This is a genomic window from Acinetobacter sp. 22512 (assembly GCF_052044755.1).
Lineage (GTDB): Bacteria > Pseudomonadota > Gammaproteobacteria > Pseudomonadales > Moraxellaceae > Acinetobacter > Acinetobacter pittii.
Genome location: NZ_JBQENP010000012.1, coordinates 1 through 18,011, shown reverse-complemented (window position 1 = coordinate 18,011; position 18,011 = coordinate 1). Strand labels below are relative to the sequence as shown.

Annotated in this window: 9 protein-coding genes; all 9 read left to right on the top strand. The window is 41.6% G+C overall.

The annotated features are described in order from the left end of the window. Positions 1-746: 746 nt before the first annotated feature. The 9 genes from abaR (at position 747) to ACTJJG_RS13165 (ending at position 17,791) form a co-directional block, all read left to right on the top strand. Positions 747-1,463 (top strand): LuxR family transcriptional regulator AbaR, encoded by a 717-nt coding sequence (gene abaR / locus ACTJJG_RS13205; protein WP_032012783.1) that lies wholly within the window; start codon positions 747-749, stop codon positions 1,461-1,463. 687 nt (positions 1,464-2,150) lie between these two features. Continuing rightward, on the top strand, positions 2,151-4,040 hold the full coding sequence (locus ACTJJG_RS13200; protein ID WP_032013093.1) for a fatty acyl-AMP ligase: 1,890 nt from the start codon (positions 2,151-2,153) through the stop codon (positions 4,038-4,040). A gap of 50 nt (positions 4,041-4,090) precedes the next feature. Continuing rightward, positions 4,091-5,866, top strand: coding sequence for an acyl-CoA dehydrogenase (locus ACTJJG_RS13195; RefSeq protein ID WP_080777024.1), 1,776 nt, complete (start codon positions 4,091-4,093; stop codon positions 5,864-5,866). Continuing rightward, positions 5,863-6,123, top strand: coding sequence for an acyl carrier protein (locus ACTJJG_RS13190; protein WP_002118032.1), 261 nt, complete (start codon positions 5,863-5,865; stop codon positions 6,121-6,123). The genes ACTJJG_RS13195 and ACTJJG_RS13190 overlap by 4 nt, the downstream gene beginning before the upstream one ends. Next, positions 6,120-10,079, top strand: a complete 3,960-nt coding sequence (locus ACTJJG_RS13185) for a non-ribosomal peptide synthetase (protein WP_005071954.1) — start codon at positions 6,120-6,122, stop codon at positions 10,077-10,079. The genes ACTJJG_RS13190 and ACTJJG_RS13185 overlap by 4 nt, the downstream gene beginning before the upstream one ends. 24 nt (positions 10,080-10,103) lie before the next feature. After that, complete coding sequence (locus tag ACTJJG_RS13180; protein WP_032070599.1) at positions 10,104-13,850, top strand: outer membrane lipoprotein-sorting protein; 3,747 nt, start codon at positions 10,104-10,106, stop codon at positions 13,848-13,850. Then, positions 13,847-15,118, top strand: a complete 1,272-nt coding sequence (locus ACTJJG_RS13175; protein WP_032063977.1) for a DUF1302 family protein — start codon at positions 13,847-13,849, stop codon at positions 15,116-15,118. Before ACTJJG_RS13180 ends, ACTJJG_RS13175 begins: the two co-directional genes overlap by 4 nt. A gap of 53 nt (positions 15,119-15,171) precedes the next feature. Next, complete coding sequence (locus ACTJJG_RS13170) at positions 15,172-17,037, top strand: alpha/beta fold hydrolase (protein WP_032063976.1); 1,866 nt, start codon at positions 15,172-15,174, stop codon at positions 17,035-17,037. Further along, positions 17,030-17,791, top strand: coding sequence for a 4'-phosphopantetheinyl transferase family protein (locus tag ACTJJG_RS13165; RefSeq protein WP_005071962.1), 762 nt, complete (start codon positions 17,030-17,032; stop codon positions 17,789-17,791). The genes ACTJJG_RS13170 and ACTJJG_RS13165 overlap by 8 nt, the downstream gene beginning before the upstream one ends. Positions 17,792-18,011: the final 220 nt, after the last annotated feature.

The following is an 18,011-nucleotide window of genomic DNA, read 5'->3' as shown; positions in this document are numbered from 1 at the left end:
GATAAATAACATAAATTATTGCCAATAAAATACTGTTATGTTTAACAGGTTAAATGTAATTGTATGGCATACACCGTTAAGCTGTTCTTACTAGAGAGTTATTCAGCCTTTAAGGCTTACTTATGAAAAATGAGAATTTTGTAGTTTTAATATGCAAACTGCCTTTTAAAAAATGCTAGATAGATTGGAGTTGTTGTAGATCTTTTAGTGTGCATCAACTCTCATTGTTAAAATAATAATCCTAAGTAAGGTGAGTGATAATGTAATTGCTTGATTTATTAAATTATTAAAGGTGTCTTTAGTTTCTTTACATAATAATTAGTAAAATTATACCGGCTAGATAGTTGATAGAAAATATTGTTTAATTAAATTAATGAAAACTGACTATCAATAATAATTAATAGGTCTCCTTGATCTTTTTTAAAATACTTAATTTTTGGAATAAAATGCATCCCGTAAAATTTAATTTTTCAAGCATAATCCGCACATGGAATATAACAACCTTAGAAGCTCTCATAAATTTAGTTTGGCTGAATAATTTACAACCATATCTGGCTTAAAAGAGTTGTTAATTAGATGATGAATTCAAAATCTGAAATTGAAAAATCAGATAAAGAAAATTAGGTATTTAAAAGCTTTGTTGAAATAAAGGTAAACGAAGAGACCTACGCTTCAATTGGATTGTTTGAATTCACAATATGCAACTGAACAAAAAATGATTTGTGAATGGAGTCTAATGAGAGTAAATGGAAAATTGGCAAGAGGATTTATTATCAGAATTTCTGATCGTAAAAAATGAATACCAGCTGTTTGAGATCGTTAAATCTACAGCTTCAAAGCTTGGATTTGATTATTGTGCTTATGGTATGCAGTCGCCATTATCTATTGCTGAACCAAAAATGATTATGTTGAATAATTATCCAGAAGCATGGCAAAAGCGGTATGTGGAACGGCAATATGTGAAGATAGATCCAACTGTGCAGCATTGTATGGTATCACTTCAACCTCTTGTCTGGTCGAGCCAATTTGCAAAGACACAAGAAGAAAAAGATTTCTGGGAGGAGGCGAGCTCTTATGGCCTTAATGTCGGTTGGGCTCAGTCAAGTCGCGACTTTATTGGAACCAGAGGGATGTTAACACTCGCAAGATCCAATGACCAATTGTCGGAAAAAGAGCAAAAGGCACAATATACAAATATGTATTGGTTGTCTCAAACAGTACATTCTAGCATTGCTAAAGTTGTAAATGAGGTGGAATTCGCTCAGTTTAATCTTTATTTAACGAACCGAGAAAAAGAGGCACTGCGTTGGACTGCTGAGGGTAAAACGTCTGCAGAAATTGCCCAGATTCTAGGGGTGACTGAAAGAACAGTAAATTTTCACCTCGGAAATTCAATGCAGAAGTTAAATGTGAATAATAAAATTTCAGCAGCTATCCGAGCTGTGATGTTAGGACTTTTATAAAGTATACGTATAAACAATACATCTGAATAAAGTAAATGCTTGTAATATTTATATTTTAAATCAATCATTACTATAGCTTATTATAAAAGCTATTTATCTGAGTTTTATTTTAAAATTAAACCAACTGGAAAAATTTAATTTCATATTATTTTAGTATTCATGATTTTATGACGAAAGTTAAAATTAATTATGTTGATTTATAAAAGTATATATTGGTTGTGAGAAATTATAATGTTGAAATATGATTTATTTTTAAATGAATAATATGGGTGGATTGTTAATCTATACTTAAATAGCTTATTGCTATAAGAAATTAAATCTCAAAAAACTAAAATATCAATAAAAGAATTATATGAGATAAGAATTCGCTGATGTATTGAAAGCTTTTAGACACTTTTTTAACTACTAAAAAAGTAAAGATGAAAATAAGTTTAATATTTAATCTAATTGTAAAAAAATCGAAATAAGAAAACGATTTGTAAAAGGTGTCTAGCTTCTCGATTTTTATAAATATAGGCCAACCTGTAAGCACTTACAGGTGTAATAAATGATGCCCAACCATAAAATATAATGTGAATTTATATTTTAAACAAAAAGTATATTCATTTTTATTAAAAGCCCCGACGAGAAATGTAATTTCTAAATTAGCGAATTTTAAGGGTGCATTATAATTAATCGGAGTAAGTTATGGCTGTAATGGATACGGATAATATCATTGCAACATTGGAATCCCACGCAAATTTAAATGGAAGTAAGGTTGCTTTCGAGTATTTAGGGCGTCAATCGGGTGGTATTCAGTCTCTTACGTATAAAGATTTGAACGCTCGGGTTCAACATCAAGCTCAGGTATTAATGAATCTTGTAGACAGTGGTGATCGCGCTGTATTGCTGTTTGAGCCTGGGTTGGACTTTATCGTATCGTTCTTTGCCTGCCTAAAAGCTAAAATTATCGCGGTGCCAGTCAGCCTACCGTTTAATCGTAATGGTTTTTCTAATATTTTGAATATTATGAATGACTGTGAGCCAAAAATAGTACTCACCACCAAAAAGATTCTTGAGCTATCAGGTCTGATCACACTAAAAGCTCAAAATGAAAGCTTAATATTACATGCCGTTGATACTGAGCTACAGCGTGATTTGGTACAAAAAGATTTCCCGCTCATTACTGAAGAAGATATCTGCTTCCTGCAATACACTTCGGGATCAACAGGTTGGCCTAAAGGGGTAATTGTTACCCATAAGAATATTATGGCAAACGAAGTCATGATTGCTGAAGCTTTTGGCACACAACCTGAAGATATTGGCCTTACATGGCTACCTGTTTACCACGATATGGGGTTGATTGGTTCAGTTTTGCAAACTGTGTATGTGGGCCTGACTTGCTATGTCATGTCACCGCTGGACTTCATTCGTAAACCTCTAAAATGGTTGCAATTTATCAGTGAAAAAGGTGTCACAATTACTGGTGGACCAAACTTTGCTTACGAATTATGTCTGCACCGCATCTCTGATGAGCAGGCTGCATCGCTTGATCTGAGTCGTTTACGGGTGCTGTTTAATGGCGCTGAGCCGATCAAGGCTCACGTCATGCAACGCTTCATGGAAAAGTTCAATACCCAGTCGGAACTGAGACTAGATACTTTCTTGCCATGCTATGGATTGGCAGAAGTTACGCTTTTAGTTAGTGGCGTAACTGGCCCTCTCAATGCAATTTCAATCGATCGTGACAAGTTAAATGCCAATCTGATACAGGCCAGTCAAGATCAGACCGCCGTGCAAGTGGTGAGCTGTGGCAAGATCTCGGCACATATTGATTGCCGTATTGTCAATCCGCATACCCGTCAAGAAGTAGCGGCTCATGAAGTTGGTGAAATCTGGCTAGCAGGTGAGAGCGTTACAGCAGGTTACTGGCAGAAGCCAGAGGTCAATCAGGAAACTTTTGCGGCGACTATCATTGATGACGCGGGTCAGCCGAGTCAAGTGCACTACTTGAGAACGGGTGATATGGGCTTTGTCAAAGACGGAGACCTATATGTAACTGGCCGCCTTAAGGATGTGATTATCATCCGTGGTAAGAACTATTACCCGCAAGATATCGAGTGCTCTGTTGAAATGGCACATCCTGCTGTTCGTAAAGGCTGTGTTGCGGCAGTGAATGTTGCTGATTCTGAGGGTGTTACGGTTGTACTTGAGATCAAGAAGAAATCACTAGACAAGACTCTCAATTTTGAAGCCATTAGAACTCAGGTCAAGGAACAAGTGACAGCTGATATTGGCTTACCTGTAGAAGGCGTCTATTTACTGCATCAAGGCCGAATTAACAAAACTACTAGCGGCAAAATTAGAAGAAGAAAAATTAAAGAGCAAATCGAACGCGGTCAACTGGTCTGTTTAACCCATCCAAACCGTAGAACAGTGATTGCTCGAAACTATGTCAAAAACGGTTTAGAAGTCATCCGTGATCGTGAGCAGCGGGGGCAGCTGATTCGTTATAGCTCCAATCTTCTCAACTCAATGATCAAGGAACGTGAAGTACGCGCGCTGATTTTTAATCGTCTGAAAAGTGCTTTGTTTTAACCCTTACCCTTTAATCATTTGAGTGAAAATCCATGTCACTTACATCCAATTTGCGGCAGTTTCAGTCTGCTGCTCGTCTGGAGCAAATTTTAGGCTCCGTACATGATAACAACAACGATTTTTCTTGGTCCGCTGCCATCGAGCGTGATGAGAAGGAGCAATATCCTCAGCGTGCTGTTGATTTTCTGAATGCGGTGGGTATGAACCGTTTCTATGTGCCTTCAGAGCTCGGAGGTCATATGGAAATTGGTGAAGAGTTGCTATATCTGCATCGCGTGTTGGCACGACGAGATCTAACTATCAATTCGACCTATAGCACGAACGCTTGGTCTGTGATTGTGTGGATCGGTGGTAATCCGAATCAATGCCAAAATATTGCTAGCCGAATTTTAAGTGGTGCTGCTCCAGCATTGGCTTATAGCGAGAAAGCGCATGGTGCTGACCTATTATCTAGTGAAGTGACAGCACAGCCTGCCGAGAGTAAATACATCTTAAATGGCGAAAAATGGTCAATTAACCGCGCCACTTTAGGAGACTCTTTAAGCCTGATCGCTAAAACATCGAACGATCGTGGACCACGTAGTTTGAGCGCATTCTGGCTTGATAAGCGTCATATGGCTTCTAAAGGAACCTATAGTCTGAACCGCCTGCCAACAGTGGGCATGCGTGGTTTAGATATTAGTGGTATTGGCTTTAACAACGCTGAAATTCACAAAGATGCTTTGATCGGTGAAGAGGGCCAAGGGTTGGAACTTGGACTCAAAACCCTACAGGTAACGCGTGCATATTGCAGTAGTTTCTCGCTGGGGGCTGGCGATACGATGCTACGAATCGCGACCGAGTTTGCTATCGAACGCGAGTTATATAACAAAAAAGTAATAAGCATTCCACTGGTGCGTGAGCAGCTCGCTACAGCCTATGCCTATCTATTAGCAGCGGAGGTGTTATCACTCGTTGGCGCGCGCGGATTACACGTTTGTATTAATCAGTTCAGTACATGGTCGCCAATCGTCAAGGTACTGGTGCCTGAGTATGTAGAGTCACTTGCCAAGATCACTTCTTCAGTGCTTGGGTCACGTTTCTTCTTAAGAAATGCATATGCAGATGGAATGTACCAGAAAGCATTCAGAGACCATCTGATTGTTAGTGTGTTTGACGGAAGTAGCACCGTTTGTCTAGACAGTCTGAGTTTTCAGCTCAAATCAGCCAATAAAGGTCGTAGCAAAAAAGCCGACCATCTCAACCAAGCCGAAGCCAAAGCACGTTATCGCCAGTTGTATGACTTACAAGTGGAGACAGACGCTATTGATTTCCGTGGGCTTGAGATTTTCAACCGAGATGGCGATTTGGTGATGGAGTCGCTGGGGACAATCATTGAAATGCTCAACGATGCCGAAGCCACAGTAGGGTTGTCTACTGAAATGCTATCTACGCTACGTGAGCATGCAGACCGGCTTCTGGTTGAACAGCGTTCATTGGATCAAAAAATTCAGAATTACTTTTCAAACTCTGAGGAAAGCAAAGAGTTTGAAACTTTGCGTTTTAGTCTCGCTCGAGGCTACGCAGAACTGTTTGCCCGCATTGCTGTGTTGGGTTTCTGGGTCTTCAACCGTCATGGCTTAAGGACTGCTTTAAAGGATGGAGCATGGTTGATCATTTTCCTAAATGCTGCTGAAGGGCAGACATCTCCTCCTATTACGTCATTACGTGAAAGCACATTAGCAGATTTGCTAGACCGAATTTCAACCAACCACATGTTATCTGTTATCGATTTCGCATTGGCACCGCGTGATGCCAAACCAGTTAAAGAGGAGATTACCCCATGAATAAGGATAAAGTTTACTGGAGCGCGATCATTCGTACGCTAGTAGCTAAAGAGATGCGTGTAGAGCCTGAGACGATTGATCCAGAGCAAAAATTTACCAGTTATGGTCTTGATTCGATCGTTGCTTTGTCTGTGTCTGGGGACTTAGAAGATCTGACAAAACTGGAACTTGAGCCGACACTGCTATGGGATTACCCAACAATCAATGCATTGGCTGAATATCTGGTTTCTGAGTTGCAACAGGGAGTTGCTTCATGAATAACATTGCGAGCCTAGAACCAAAAATTCTGTCGCGTCATGCGATTTCTGCAGAACAACTTGGTATTTGGTATATCCAGCGTCTTGAGCCAACTTGCAGTGCCTACAATATGGTGGTGGCTTTTGATGTGAAGGTCAACCAGCCATTAGGCAATAAGCCGATGGAGATTTTGGAAGCAGTGTTACATGATTATCCGTTACTACGTGTAAGCATGCCTGCCAATGATCAGGGTATCGAGCAAATCATTTGGGATCGTGTATATCCTAATATCATTCTCTCTGATGCTCGTCATGTTGAAGCTTCTGATTTGACGAAATTAGTCGAACAGGATACCAAGCAACCATTTGACCTGACTCAGCCACCGTTGTGGCGTATCCATTGTTATGAGCGTGGTCAGAATCACTATGTGATTGCAGTTGTGATTCATCATGCCTTAATGGATTTCTGGTCAATTGGCTTGTTGCTGCGTGATGTCTGCAAGCGTTTTGGGCTAGTGACAGAGTCAAATCTAGTGAACGGAATCGAGTTCGCTCAATATGCAGATAAGCAGAAGAGCAACGTGATTGGTGATGCTGATGAAAGCTTACTGTTTTGGAAAAATGCGTTAAAGCATGCTCCACATGTGCATAGCATTCCACTTGATTATCCACGTCCAGCTGTGCAACAACATAAAGGTAGCTCGGTAATTTTCCGTGTACCTGAGTCAGTATCGTCTGGTCTTGTAAACTTGGCGAAAGATTATGAAATTACCTTGTTCGGTCTTGTACTATCGGGCTTCTATATCCTGCTGAACAAACTATCAAATGAAAATAATCTAGTCGTTGCCACAGCAGTAGCAGGTCGACTTGAACGCTCTTTGCGCAATGCACTAGGACAGTTTGTCAATACAATTGCTCTTAACATAGACATCGATGCTGATCAGACTTTACGTCAATTTACACAGCAGGTGCAGGAACAATTAAAACAGAGTCTTAAACATCAAAAAGTTGCTTTTTCCAGAGTGGTTGAAGCTGTTTCACCAAAGCGTGATGGCAGTATCAACCCATTGGCTCAGGTTGGAATGTTTTGGGAACGTCTAGGTGGTTTGGATGAGTTTAAAGAATTACTCTTACCAATCCAGAATCCAGCTACTTTAGCTGGTCAAGACCTTACGCTAGGAAGCTTTCCAGTTCGCCAACAAGAAGGCCAACTAGATATTATGCTAGAAATGGGTGGTGAATATCAGGGTGAACTGATTGGCGTACTGAAATACAACTCTGAAATATTTTCTGCGGAGTCTGCCGAGAATATGGTGCAACTACTGCAAGTTGTACTATCGGAAATGGTGGCTCATCCTGAACGTAAGATCGTTGAGTTAGATATCGCACCTGATTATGCGAATGGCATTCAGCTAGGCTATCTACGTGGTCAGGTGACCGACTATCCTCGACATGATCTACTGGGAATGATTCTAAAACAGATCGATGAGCGTGGTCACAATCATGCTATGACTTCTAGAGATCATGCTGTCAGCTATCATGAGTTAGGTCAGCATATTGCTGGGATTGCTGAATATTTACGTGCACATGGTATTACCAATGGGGATCGTGTAGGTCTGATGGTAGACCGCACTGTGCTATTGCCCGCGGCAGTCCTCGGAATCTGGGCGGCAGGAGCAGCATATGTACCGTTGGATCCTAGTTTCCCAAGAGAACGTTTGCATAACATCGTAGAAGATGCTGAACCTAAAGTCATCTTGACCCAAACTGACTTGATGGATGCTCTTACAGTCTCTGTACCACGTCTAGATATCAATCAAGCTGGTGTTGTTCCCCTTGAGCAAGTACGTGAGACGCTTGCCTTTGGTGATACCGCTTATGTGATGTACACCTCCGGCTCGACAGGTAAACCTAAAGGCGTGCGTATTGGGCATCCTTCAATAGCTAATTTCTTACTGTCTGTGAATGATAGGCTGCAAGCAACTGCTGATATGCAGTTATTAGCAATCACTACTTATGCGTTTGATATTTCTGTTGTTGAACTATTGATTCCACTGATGTACGGCGGTGTGGTGCATGTGTGCCCACGTGAGATCTCTCTAGATGGGAACCTGCTGGTTGAGTATATGCAGGCGAAGTCAATCAATGTTATGCAGGCAACGCCGTCCTCTTGGAAAATGCTCTTGGACAGTGAGTGGAAAGGTATCCCACATCTAACTGCACTTAGCGGAGGCGAAGCGCTAGATCCTGTACTCGCAGAAAAACTACTGGGTAAAGTCAGCTGTCTTTGGAACGTCTATGGTCCGACCGAGACAACTGTGTGGTCCAGTGCAGCCCACATCACCGATGCCAAATATATTGATTTAGGCGAACCAATGGCGAACACCCAGCTTTATGTTCTTGATGAACAGCAGCGATTGGTTCCACGAGGCGTTATGGGAGAGCTCTGGATTGGAGGCGATGGTCTTGCAGTCGATTACTGGCATCGACCTGAGTTGACAGATGCACAATTTAGAACTTTACCATCCCTACCAAATGCTGGTCGACTCTATCGCACCGGAGATAAAGTCTGTCTGCGAATGGATGGGCGTTTGACTCATCACGGACGTCTGGATTTTCAGGTCAAAATCCGTGGATTCCGTATTGAGCTAGGCGAAATCGAGAATGTCCTCAAACAGATCGATGGTATTACAGATGCAGTAGTCTTGGTTAAGACCACAGCCGACAATGATCAGAAACTGGTGGCTTATGTGACTGGACATGATATTGAAATGGCTGGTTTAAAAAAGACTCTACAAATCCATCTTCCGGCTTATATGGTGCCAAGTACGTTTATCCGATTGGATGAGTTTCCAATGACGGCTAACAATAAGTTAGATCGTAAGGCATTCCCTGAGCCAGTGTTTGAGCAGAGCAACGATTATGTTGCTCCACGCGATTCGATCGAAATCGAGTTATGTACTACCTTTGAGCAGATTTTATCAGTCAAGCGAGTTGGTATACATGATGATTTCTTTGAATTAGGTGGGCATTCATTACTGGCTGTGAAACTTGTCAATCATCTCAAGAAGGTATTTGGTACCGAATTATCAGTTGCTTTACTTGCACAGTACTCAACTGTTGAGAGTTTGGGGGAGATCATCCGTGAAAATAAAGAAATCAAACCTTCAATCGTAATCGAACTGCGCAGCGGAACTTATGAACAGCCGCTATGGCTCTTCCATCCGATTGGTGGCAGTACCTTCTGTTATATGGAACTCTCGCGTCATCTCAATCCGAACCGTACTTTACGTGCTATTCAGTCTCCGGGTCTGATTGAAGCAGATGCTGCTGAAGTGGCGATTGAAGAAATGGCGACACTCTATATTGCTGAAATGCAAAAAATGCAGCCTCAAGGGCCTTATTTCCTCGGTGGTTGGTGTTTTGGCGGTGCGATTGCATACGAGATCAGTCGTCAGTTGCGTCAAATGGGGCAGCAGGTCACAGGGATTGTCATGATTGATACACGTGCTCCAATTCCAGAGAATGTGCCTGAAGATGCTGATGATGCCATGCTTTTGTCTTGGTTTGCTCGTGATTTGGCTGTGCCTTATGGCAAAAAGCTGACGATATCAGCGCAATACTTGCGTGAATTGAGTCCAGATCACATGTTTGATCATGTGCTTAAAGAAGCTAAGGCCATCAATGTCATACCTCTGGATGCTAACCCATCAGATTTCCGGCTTTACTTTGATACTTATTTGGCGAATGGCGTCGCACTACAGACCTATTTCCCAGAGCCTGAAGATTTTCCGATCCTCTTGGTTAAAGCCAAAGATGAGTCTGAAGATTTTGGGGAAAGTCTCGGCTGGGATCATTTGATCAAAGATACGCTTACACAAGTGGATCTACCTGGTGACCATTCATCGATTATGTTCGCTGAGAACGTTGCGGCTGTGGCCAAGACAATTGATCAGATGTATCCAATTCCTGCATAAGAAATACAAGAAGGTAGAACCACTATGGTGACCATAGAACATGCTTTCCTTATACCGGCCGAGATTGATAAAGTTTTTAAATATCTTGCAAACCCGGGCAATGATGCAAGCTGGCAATTGTCATGTAAGCATTCAGAGCTACTAGACACTACTCCGCGTGTGGGCAGCAAGTATGAACTCAATTTGAGCTTTGCTAGTCGTGAGTTGGCCTTTAAAGGTGAAATTACACACCTGGTACCGAATGAATTGTATGCCTTCCAAGTGTTAGAAGGACCGTTTTATTACAAAGGTACTTATCGCTTCAAACCTCATCCAGAAGGTACATGGATTGAATGGTTGTTTGAGGCAGAGCCGGGCGGCTTTTTTGGTGTATTTCCTAATGCACTGCTAAAAAAAATGGTTCTTGCCCAGTTCAAAAAAGATCTTGCTAATCTTCAGGCGCTGGCTCAGAAGGGCGGAACCTATGAGGCAGTGAGTACGCAAACGCAAGAGATTGAAGAGCCATCGGTAGAAGTCAAAAAACCATTGCAGGAGATAGAAGAACCATCGCCAGAGATCAAAAAACCATTGCAGGAGATCAAAGAATCATCGCAAGAGATCGAAAAACCACTTCAAAAGACTCATCTAGTGATGGAGCAATATGCGCGATGGATTCTTAGACATCGCCGTATTGTACTGACAGTGGTCATGCTCTTGACGATTGCTTTGGCATACCTTGCATCTGGTGTAAAAATTATTATTGATCCAGGCGCACTTGCACCGAATGGGCATCCTTATATCACCTCGACCAAGCTGATCGAAAAAAAATTCGGCTCCAAGTATATGGTTGTGATCGGTATTACACCGAAGCAAGGTGATATTTATCAACCGCAAGTGTTGGAAAAAGTCAAACGTATTACCGAAGAAGTGGACAACGCCCCCGGCGTTGTTCGATCAACTATGATGAGTTTGGCTGCACGTCAAGCGAAAGGAATCATGGCTAATTCGGAAGGGTTTGATGCCAAAAAATTACTGCCGACCAGTTCTGTAACTCAGGATGATATCGATCAACTGAAAAAAGTGTTGGCAATGAATCCAACTTATATGAATTCAGTGGTGTCTAAAGATCAAAGAACTGCTGCGATTTTGCTTGAGCTTGAGGAAAGTCCAGAGGGCTTCCAGAAGATGATGGCTCCGATCAACAAAATTGTAGAAAGCGAACAATCTAAAGATATGACGCTCAGTGTCGGCGGTAATCCTGTCTATCTAGATAAAGCTGAAGATTACTCTAAGCGTATCAATATCTTGTTCCCGATTGCCGTATTGGTGATTGGATTGTTGCACTTTGAAGCATTCCGCAGTAAGCAGGGTTTGATTCTGCCACTCGTTACAGCTTTGCTTGCTGTGGCATGGGGTATGGGCATGATGGGGCTGTTCAAACAGCCTATGGATATCTTTAACTCGCCTACACCAATTTTGATTCTGGCCATTGCAGCAGGGCACGCCGTGCAGTTGCTCAAGCGTTACTATGAAGATTTTGATCGTCTGATTGCTCAAGGGATGGAACCTAAAGCTGCCAATAGCGAAGCTGTGGTGCAGTCTTTAGTTCGTGTTGGTCCAGTTATGGTGCTGGCTGGTGGAATTGCGGCGGCTGGATTCTTCTCTCTGTTGACCTTCAATATTCCGACTATTCGTTCATTCGGTATTTTTACTGGAATCGGGATCATCAGTACGCTGATCATTGAGATGACTTTTATTCCGGCACTACGCTCAATGTTGCCACCGCCTTCGGTTACCAAGGTCAAACGCAAAGGGCTACCGATCTGGGATTGGATTCCAAATCGTATTGGCGATGCCATTTTGTCAGTTCGTCCACGAATGATATTAATGACTGCGATTGCGGCAATTGGTGTTTTTCTTGCGATCGGCACGAGCCGTATTGTGGTAGATAACGATAGTCGGAATTTCTTCTCACGTGATCTTCCGATGCAGCAGGATGACAGGTTCTTGAATCAGTCACTTGGTGGCACAAACAGCCTTTATATTATGGTCGATACGAAGGTTCGTGACGGTATTGAAAACCCAGAGATCCTAAAAGCGATTGATAATACAGAGAAGTTCGCGAATTCAATTCCAGAGGTTGGTAAAACAATCTCTATCGTGGACTATATCAAACGAATGAATCAGGCAATGAATGCCGATCAGCCACAGGCATTTCAGGTTCCTGCAACCAAAGATGTTGTTGCTCAATATCTGCTGTTGTATTCAATGTCTGGTGAGCCGACTGATTTTGAATCCTACATTGATACTACTCAGCGCTATGCCAAAATCACGATTCTTATGAAAACGGGCAGCAACCACCGTATTAAAGAAATCCTTGAATCGCTAAAAACGTATATGGCGGCTCAATTGGGTGACAAGGCTGTAGTGAGTTTTGGTGGTGACGTGACGCAAACCATTGCTTTGACTGAAACAATGGTTCACGGCAAGCTCATGAACATTCTACAAATTTCATTTGCCGTATTCTTTATTTCAGCACTGGTCTTCCGTTCGATTTCAGCTGGGCTGATTGTCCTGACACCACTTCTGTTCTCAATTCTTGCCATCTTTGGTGTGATGGGCTGGCTCGACATTCCGCTCAATATTCCAAATTCCCTTATCTCGGCCATGGCTGTAGGTATTGGTGCGGATTACGCCATTTATTTCCTCTATCGTTTGCGTGAAATCTTGCGCGAAGAAGGGGGAGATATCAAAGATGCTATTCGTAAAACATTAAGTACTGCTGGTAAGGCTTCTCTTTTTGTCGCGACTGCGGTCGCTGGCGGGTATGGCGTATTGTCCTTATCGCAGGGCTTCCACGTACATCAATGGCTAGCGATGTTTATTGTGATTGCGATGCTTTTCAGTGTGTTTGCAACCTTAATTATGGTACCTACAATGATTCTAATATTAAAACCTCGTTTCATCTTTTCCTCAAATAAGAAAAGCATCCCCGTTGCACAAACTGTTGTGACAAGCCTTTTGTTAGGTACTGCGCTCACCTTTTCATTACCTAAAACATCTCATGCAGATGAAGTTCAAGACATTGTTAATCGTAGTGATGATGCCTCTAAATTCCTGACTTCAAGTGCTAGTGCCAAATTTATTTTGACTTCTAAAAATGGTGAGCAACGTGTGCGCTTGACTAAAAATATGACCAAGCTTGCTGGAAATACTCAGAATAATATGCGTTTGACCGAGTTTATCTCGCCTGCAGATGTACAGGGAACCACGACGTTATTGATTGAGAATGTAAAAGGCAGTGATAGCATGTTTGTCTATTTGCCTGCATTGAAAAAAGTACGCCGTCTTGCATCAGCGAATAAGGGTGATGCTTTTATTGGCACGGACTTTAGTTATGGTGATGTCCTTGGCTATAAGTTAAGTGACTGGAAGTACACGAAACTTGCAGATGGCAAATTTAATGGCAAAGATTGCTATATGATCGAAGCAACGCCAATCAATAATACGGTGAAGAGTGACTTTGGTTATAGCAAACGTCGCATGTGCATTCTCAAAGACAACTTTGTTACAGCAACCATCGATATATGGGACACAGCAGGCAAACCGTTAAAGCATATTGAGTTCACGGATATCCGCCCTTACGGCAAAGTAAAACCAAGATGGCAAGCCATGAAATCTATGGCGAAGAATCTGCAAACTCAGCATATGACACAAGTGATCGTTAATGATTTTGTCGCAGAGAAAACTTTATCCGATAAGATTTTCTCACCGCAGAGCCTTGAAAAATGACGCAAGGTGCCTATTGGGTATTTGCATGCTGCAGTAGCTTTATGCTACTGCAGCATGCTTATGCAGATGACAGCGAAATGAGTTTTGTAAGCCAGAACTCAGCCAGACTCGATGTCTGGTCATCAGATCGTGATTTAAGTTCGTTAAAAAACATTGGGCAAGCAAGTTTCTGGTCCAATGGTACGCTCAAGTTTAACCCTGAGTTTAAGATCCATTACGACATAAATATTGGAGACGAAACGGACCATACTGTAAACCCAGATCAGGTGAGTAAGGTGAATCGCAACTTACGTGAGTTGTACGCCTCTTACAACTGGGATCAGACGTTCTATCTTGATGTTGGCCGCCAGATTGTAGTCTGGGGGAGAGCTGATGGGATTAATCCAACAGATAATCTATCACCCCGTGATTATACGCGCCTAGTACCAGATGAAACAGATCAACGTCTTGGAAATGATGCAATCAAATTGACGTATATTCCTGAATCTGGAACCAATAAATGGACAGCGTTGTGGTATCCGCGTAGTCGTTCAGATGTAATTCCATTGCGTCAGATTGCTGGTGTTCAATATGACATAGACCATAAGAGCCGACCTGCATTTGCAGTGCGCTGGGATTATTCTGTAGATGGTTTAGATGTTGGTGCATCATATTTCTCGGGTTTGGATCATATGCCCGATCTGTCACTCCAGTCGTTATCTCAAACAGGAGCAACTTTACAACTGAAAAATAATCCTATGTCTGTCTATGGATTTGATTTCAGTTATAACCATAACGATATCGTATGGCGCGGTGAAGCAGCCTATACCCAAACTGACTCAGAAGGTAGTGAAGATCTTACGCACAAAAAAAATAATCTGGCTGTAGTCATCGGTCCAGAATTAGCATTGAAGAATTCCACCGTGAGTTTAGTAGGTGTCTATAAACATACGGAGGACTTAAGATCTGCCGATAGTCTAACAAATCCATTATTGAGAGAAGTTTACCGTTATCAGCAAACCATCAGTAACCAATATGAGCGCGATCAGTATGGAGCTATGCTGCGCTATGCACTTAACCTCCTGAATGACAACCTAAAGTTAGAAGTAACAGGTTTCTATTTTGCACCAGAGCCCAATGAGATGTTGAGAGTTCGTATTAATTACAACCTTAATGATCACTGGCAGTTTAATGTAGGTGGAGATCGCTTCTGGGGCAGAAATGATACGGTGTTAGGACAATTTAGAGATAACAGTCTGGTATATGGCCAGGTTCGATATAACTTTTAAGACAATTCGCTCCAAAACAATGCTGGAGTGCCCAGTACCTAATAAGGTGATATATGGATAATTTAAATAACGCAAAAAAAGATAATTTTTCACAGAAGACCATATTAGTAACAGGTGCAGCGGGTTTCATTGGCAGTAGACTGATCGTTGATCTTCTACGTGAAGGTCATCAGGTGATTGCTGCACTGCGCAATGCTGCAACCAAGAAAGATAAGCTGTTAGGTTTTATTGCAACAGAAGGGCTAGTTGATCCATCTATTTCGTTTGTTGAATATGATTTAAGCCGTGACTTTAAGCTGGACTCTCTACTAACGGATGCTCAAACAAAGATCCATGTTGTTTATCATCTTGCTGCATCATTTAATTGGGGCATTAGCAAAGCTGAAGCTCAGCGTACGAATGTAAAATCAGGACTTGCTCTGATTGAATGGGCTGCGACATTGAAGCAGCTTGAGCGATTTATCTGGATTGGTGGATATCGTGTCGCTACCCCGCCGCAAGAGTCTGCTGATGATTTGTATTATAAATATGGTGGTTACGAAGCTTCGAAAATTTTAGGGCATCAAGCTTTTATTGAGACATGTAAGCGTTTAAATGTGCCATGGACCGCAATAAATCCGGCGACAGTCATTGATGGTTTTTATACTTATGGTGATATGCAATATATTGGTATTGCCGAAATGATTGATAAGTTATATCAAGGACGTCTGCTGGCGCTGCCTGGTGGGAGTGATACATTCCTGCCACTCTGCAATATGCAATATATCGTGAGCTTTCTCATCCGAACGATATCTTTTCCTGAGACTATTGCTCAGGAGTATGTATTACTTGATCCTGCGACACCTAAATGTCATCGTCTAGTTAACCTAGCTGCCGAGCACTTAGGGGTTAGCGCACCACATTTGCAAATACCTAAAGTTCTGCTCGAGAAATTACCTGAGGTATTGCTTGGTGGCTCAAAAGAGCAGCTCGCTTTTATTTCTAATGAAAACTATCATGTCGCTGAGACAGAAAAAATGGCTGTTAAGATGGGTATCGCAGGCCTAATCAATACCAGTCCTTATTTTTCTCGTTGGATTGATCGACTGGTCCTTACACGTTTTGGTCGTATGCAAGCTCCAACACCTAGCTGTTTCAGCTATCAGAATCGATATTGGACAGAAATCTATACTAAACAACCAGTTGGTTCAGAAAAATCTTCTGCATTATTTTTACACGGTATCCCATTCGATAGCACATGTTGGCTCCCAATAATTAATAAAATCACCTATGATCAGGTCGTTATGATGGACCTACCTGGACTTGGGCGTTCAGGTAGTTATGAGGTGATGGAAGATAACAATCATCAGTTTATTGATAATGCTGCAAAGCTTTTAGCACCAAATAGTGTTGTTATTGCTCACTCGTTAGGATGTTTATTTGCATTGAGTCTTGCGCAGAAATATCCAAATAAAGTTGCACGTCTTATCCTTATATCGCCTTATTTCGTGCAGGCACAGGCCGCAAAAATATTTCAAATACAAATCATCTCTAATCTAATTTTCCGTTTTGTATCGAAAGATAAAATTGCTAAAAACCTGCATCCAGATGGACAAAAAAATCTATCTGTTGGTTATGCGATGGATTCATTACACCGGGTGTCGGTAGCCAAGCATATTAGTGAGTATATGCATCGTATTAGTTTGCCTCAGCAGAGAGTATCTCAAACAGCTTTGTTAAACGAGCTTGGCTCTAAAGTTGAAATCATTGTTGGAGAGAAGGATCCAATTGTTACTACAATAAGTCCTAATATTCCTGTACATATCATTGCTGGCGCAGGCCATAATCCGCACGTTACCCATGTAGAAGCGGTTTATGATTATCTCACACCAGTTCTAACCAAATATATCAGCACCACAGTACAGCTCAGTGATGTCTGATATTTCCAAAGTACAGGTGTATGTCTGCCCGGTTTCACGCGTGCCACAAAACCATCTCATGTTGAGTCATTATCTCAGCTTTCTCAATGCGGCAGAAAAGTTGAGATATGATCAATATCATCCTCATGCTGCACGACTTTTCTTAATTTCTCGTGTGTTAACGAAGTCTGTTTTAGCAGATAAGTTGGGTATTTCACCCCATGAGGTCAACATTCAATTACAACCTAACGGCAAACCTTTTATACAAGGTAGTAAAGCTGTTTATTTCAATCTTAGTCATTCAGCAGACGTTATTGTTCTTGCGGTGACTGAAAAAGGAGAAATAGGAGTTGATGTTGAACGGCTGGACCGTGAGTTCGATTGGATGCGTGTCGATAGTGTGTTAGCGCCAAGTGAAATTGAATGGATTCAGGAAAATGAAAGGATTGATCCATCCACTGTATATCAACGGTTTTTTCAAATATGGACCTTAAAAGAATCCTATATTAAATGTACTGGCGAAGGAATGAGTCGTCATTTAAAGAAGCTCAACTTTCATGTGTTAGCTGAACATATAGAGTTTCTCGATTCAACTCGTGATATTCAAAAGGCAGAAGAATATTATTTCCAAAGCTATGTCTATGATCATAACTTCATCTTTTCTATCTGTTTACAACAAAGATGTAGTCTAGAGCGCTTTAACTTGGATTGTTTTCAATCATTACCCTTTATATCTACGCATCGGATAACACCAATACCCTGCAAATATAACTAGATTAACTCGAAACAATTACTGGTTTAAAAATCTGAGTCTATCAATGAAATACTCGGCCTTGAGCTGAGCTATTCTCAGAATGAATATGCTGTGAATCGATAGAACGTAAAATCATGGGTCGATAAAAAGAAAAAAGCCCCAGTCTTTCGACTAGGGCCTTTTAAATTTGGAGCGGGAAACGAGACTCGAACTCGCGACCCCAACCTTGGCAAGGTTATGC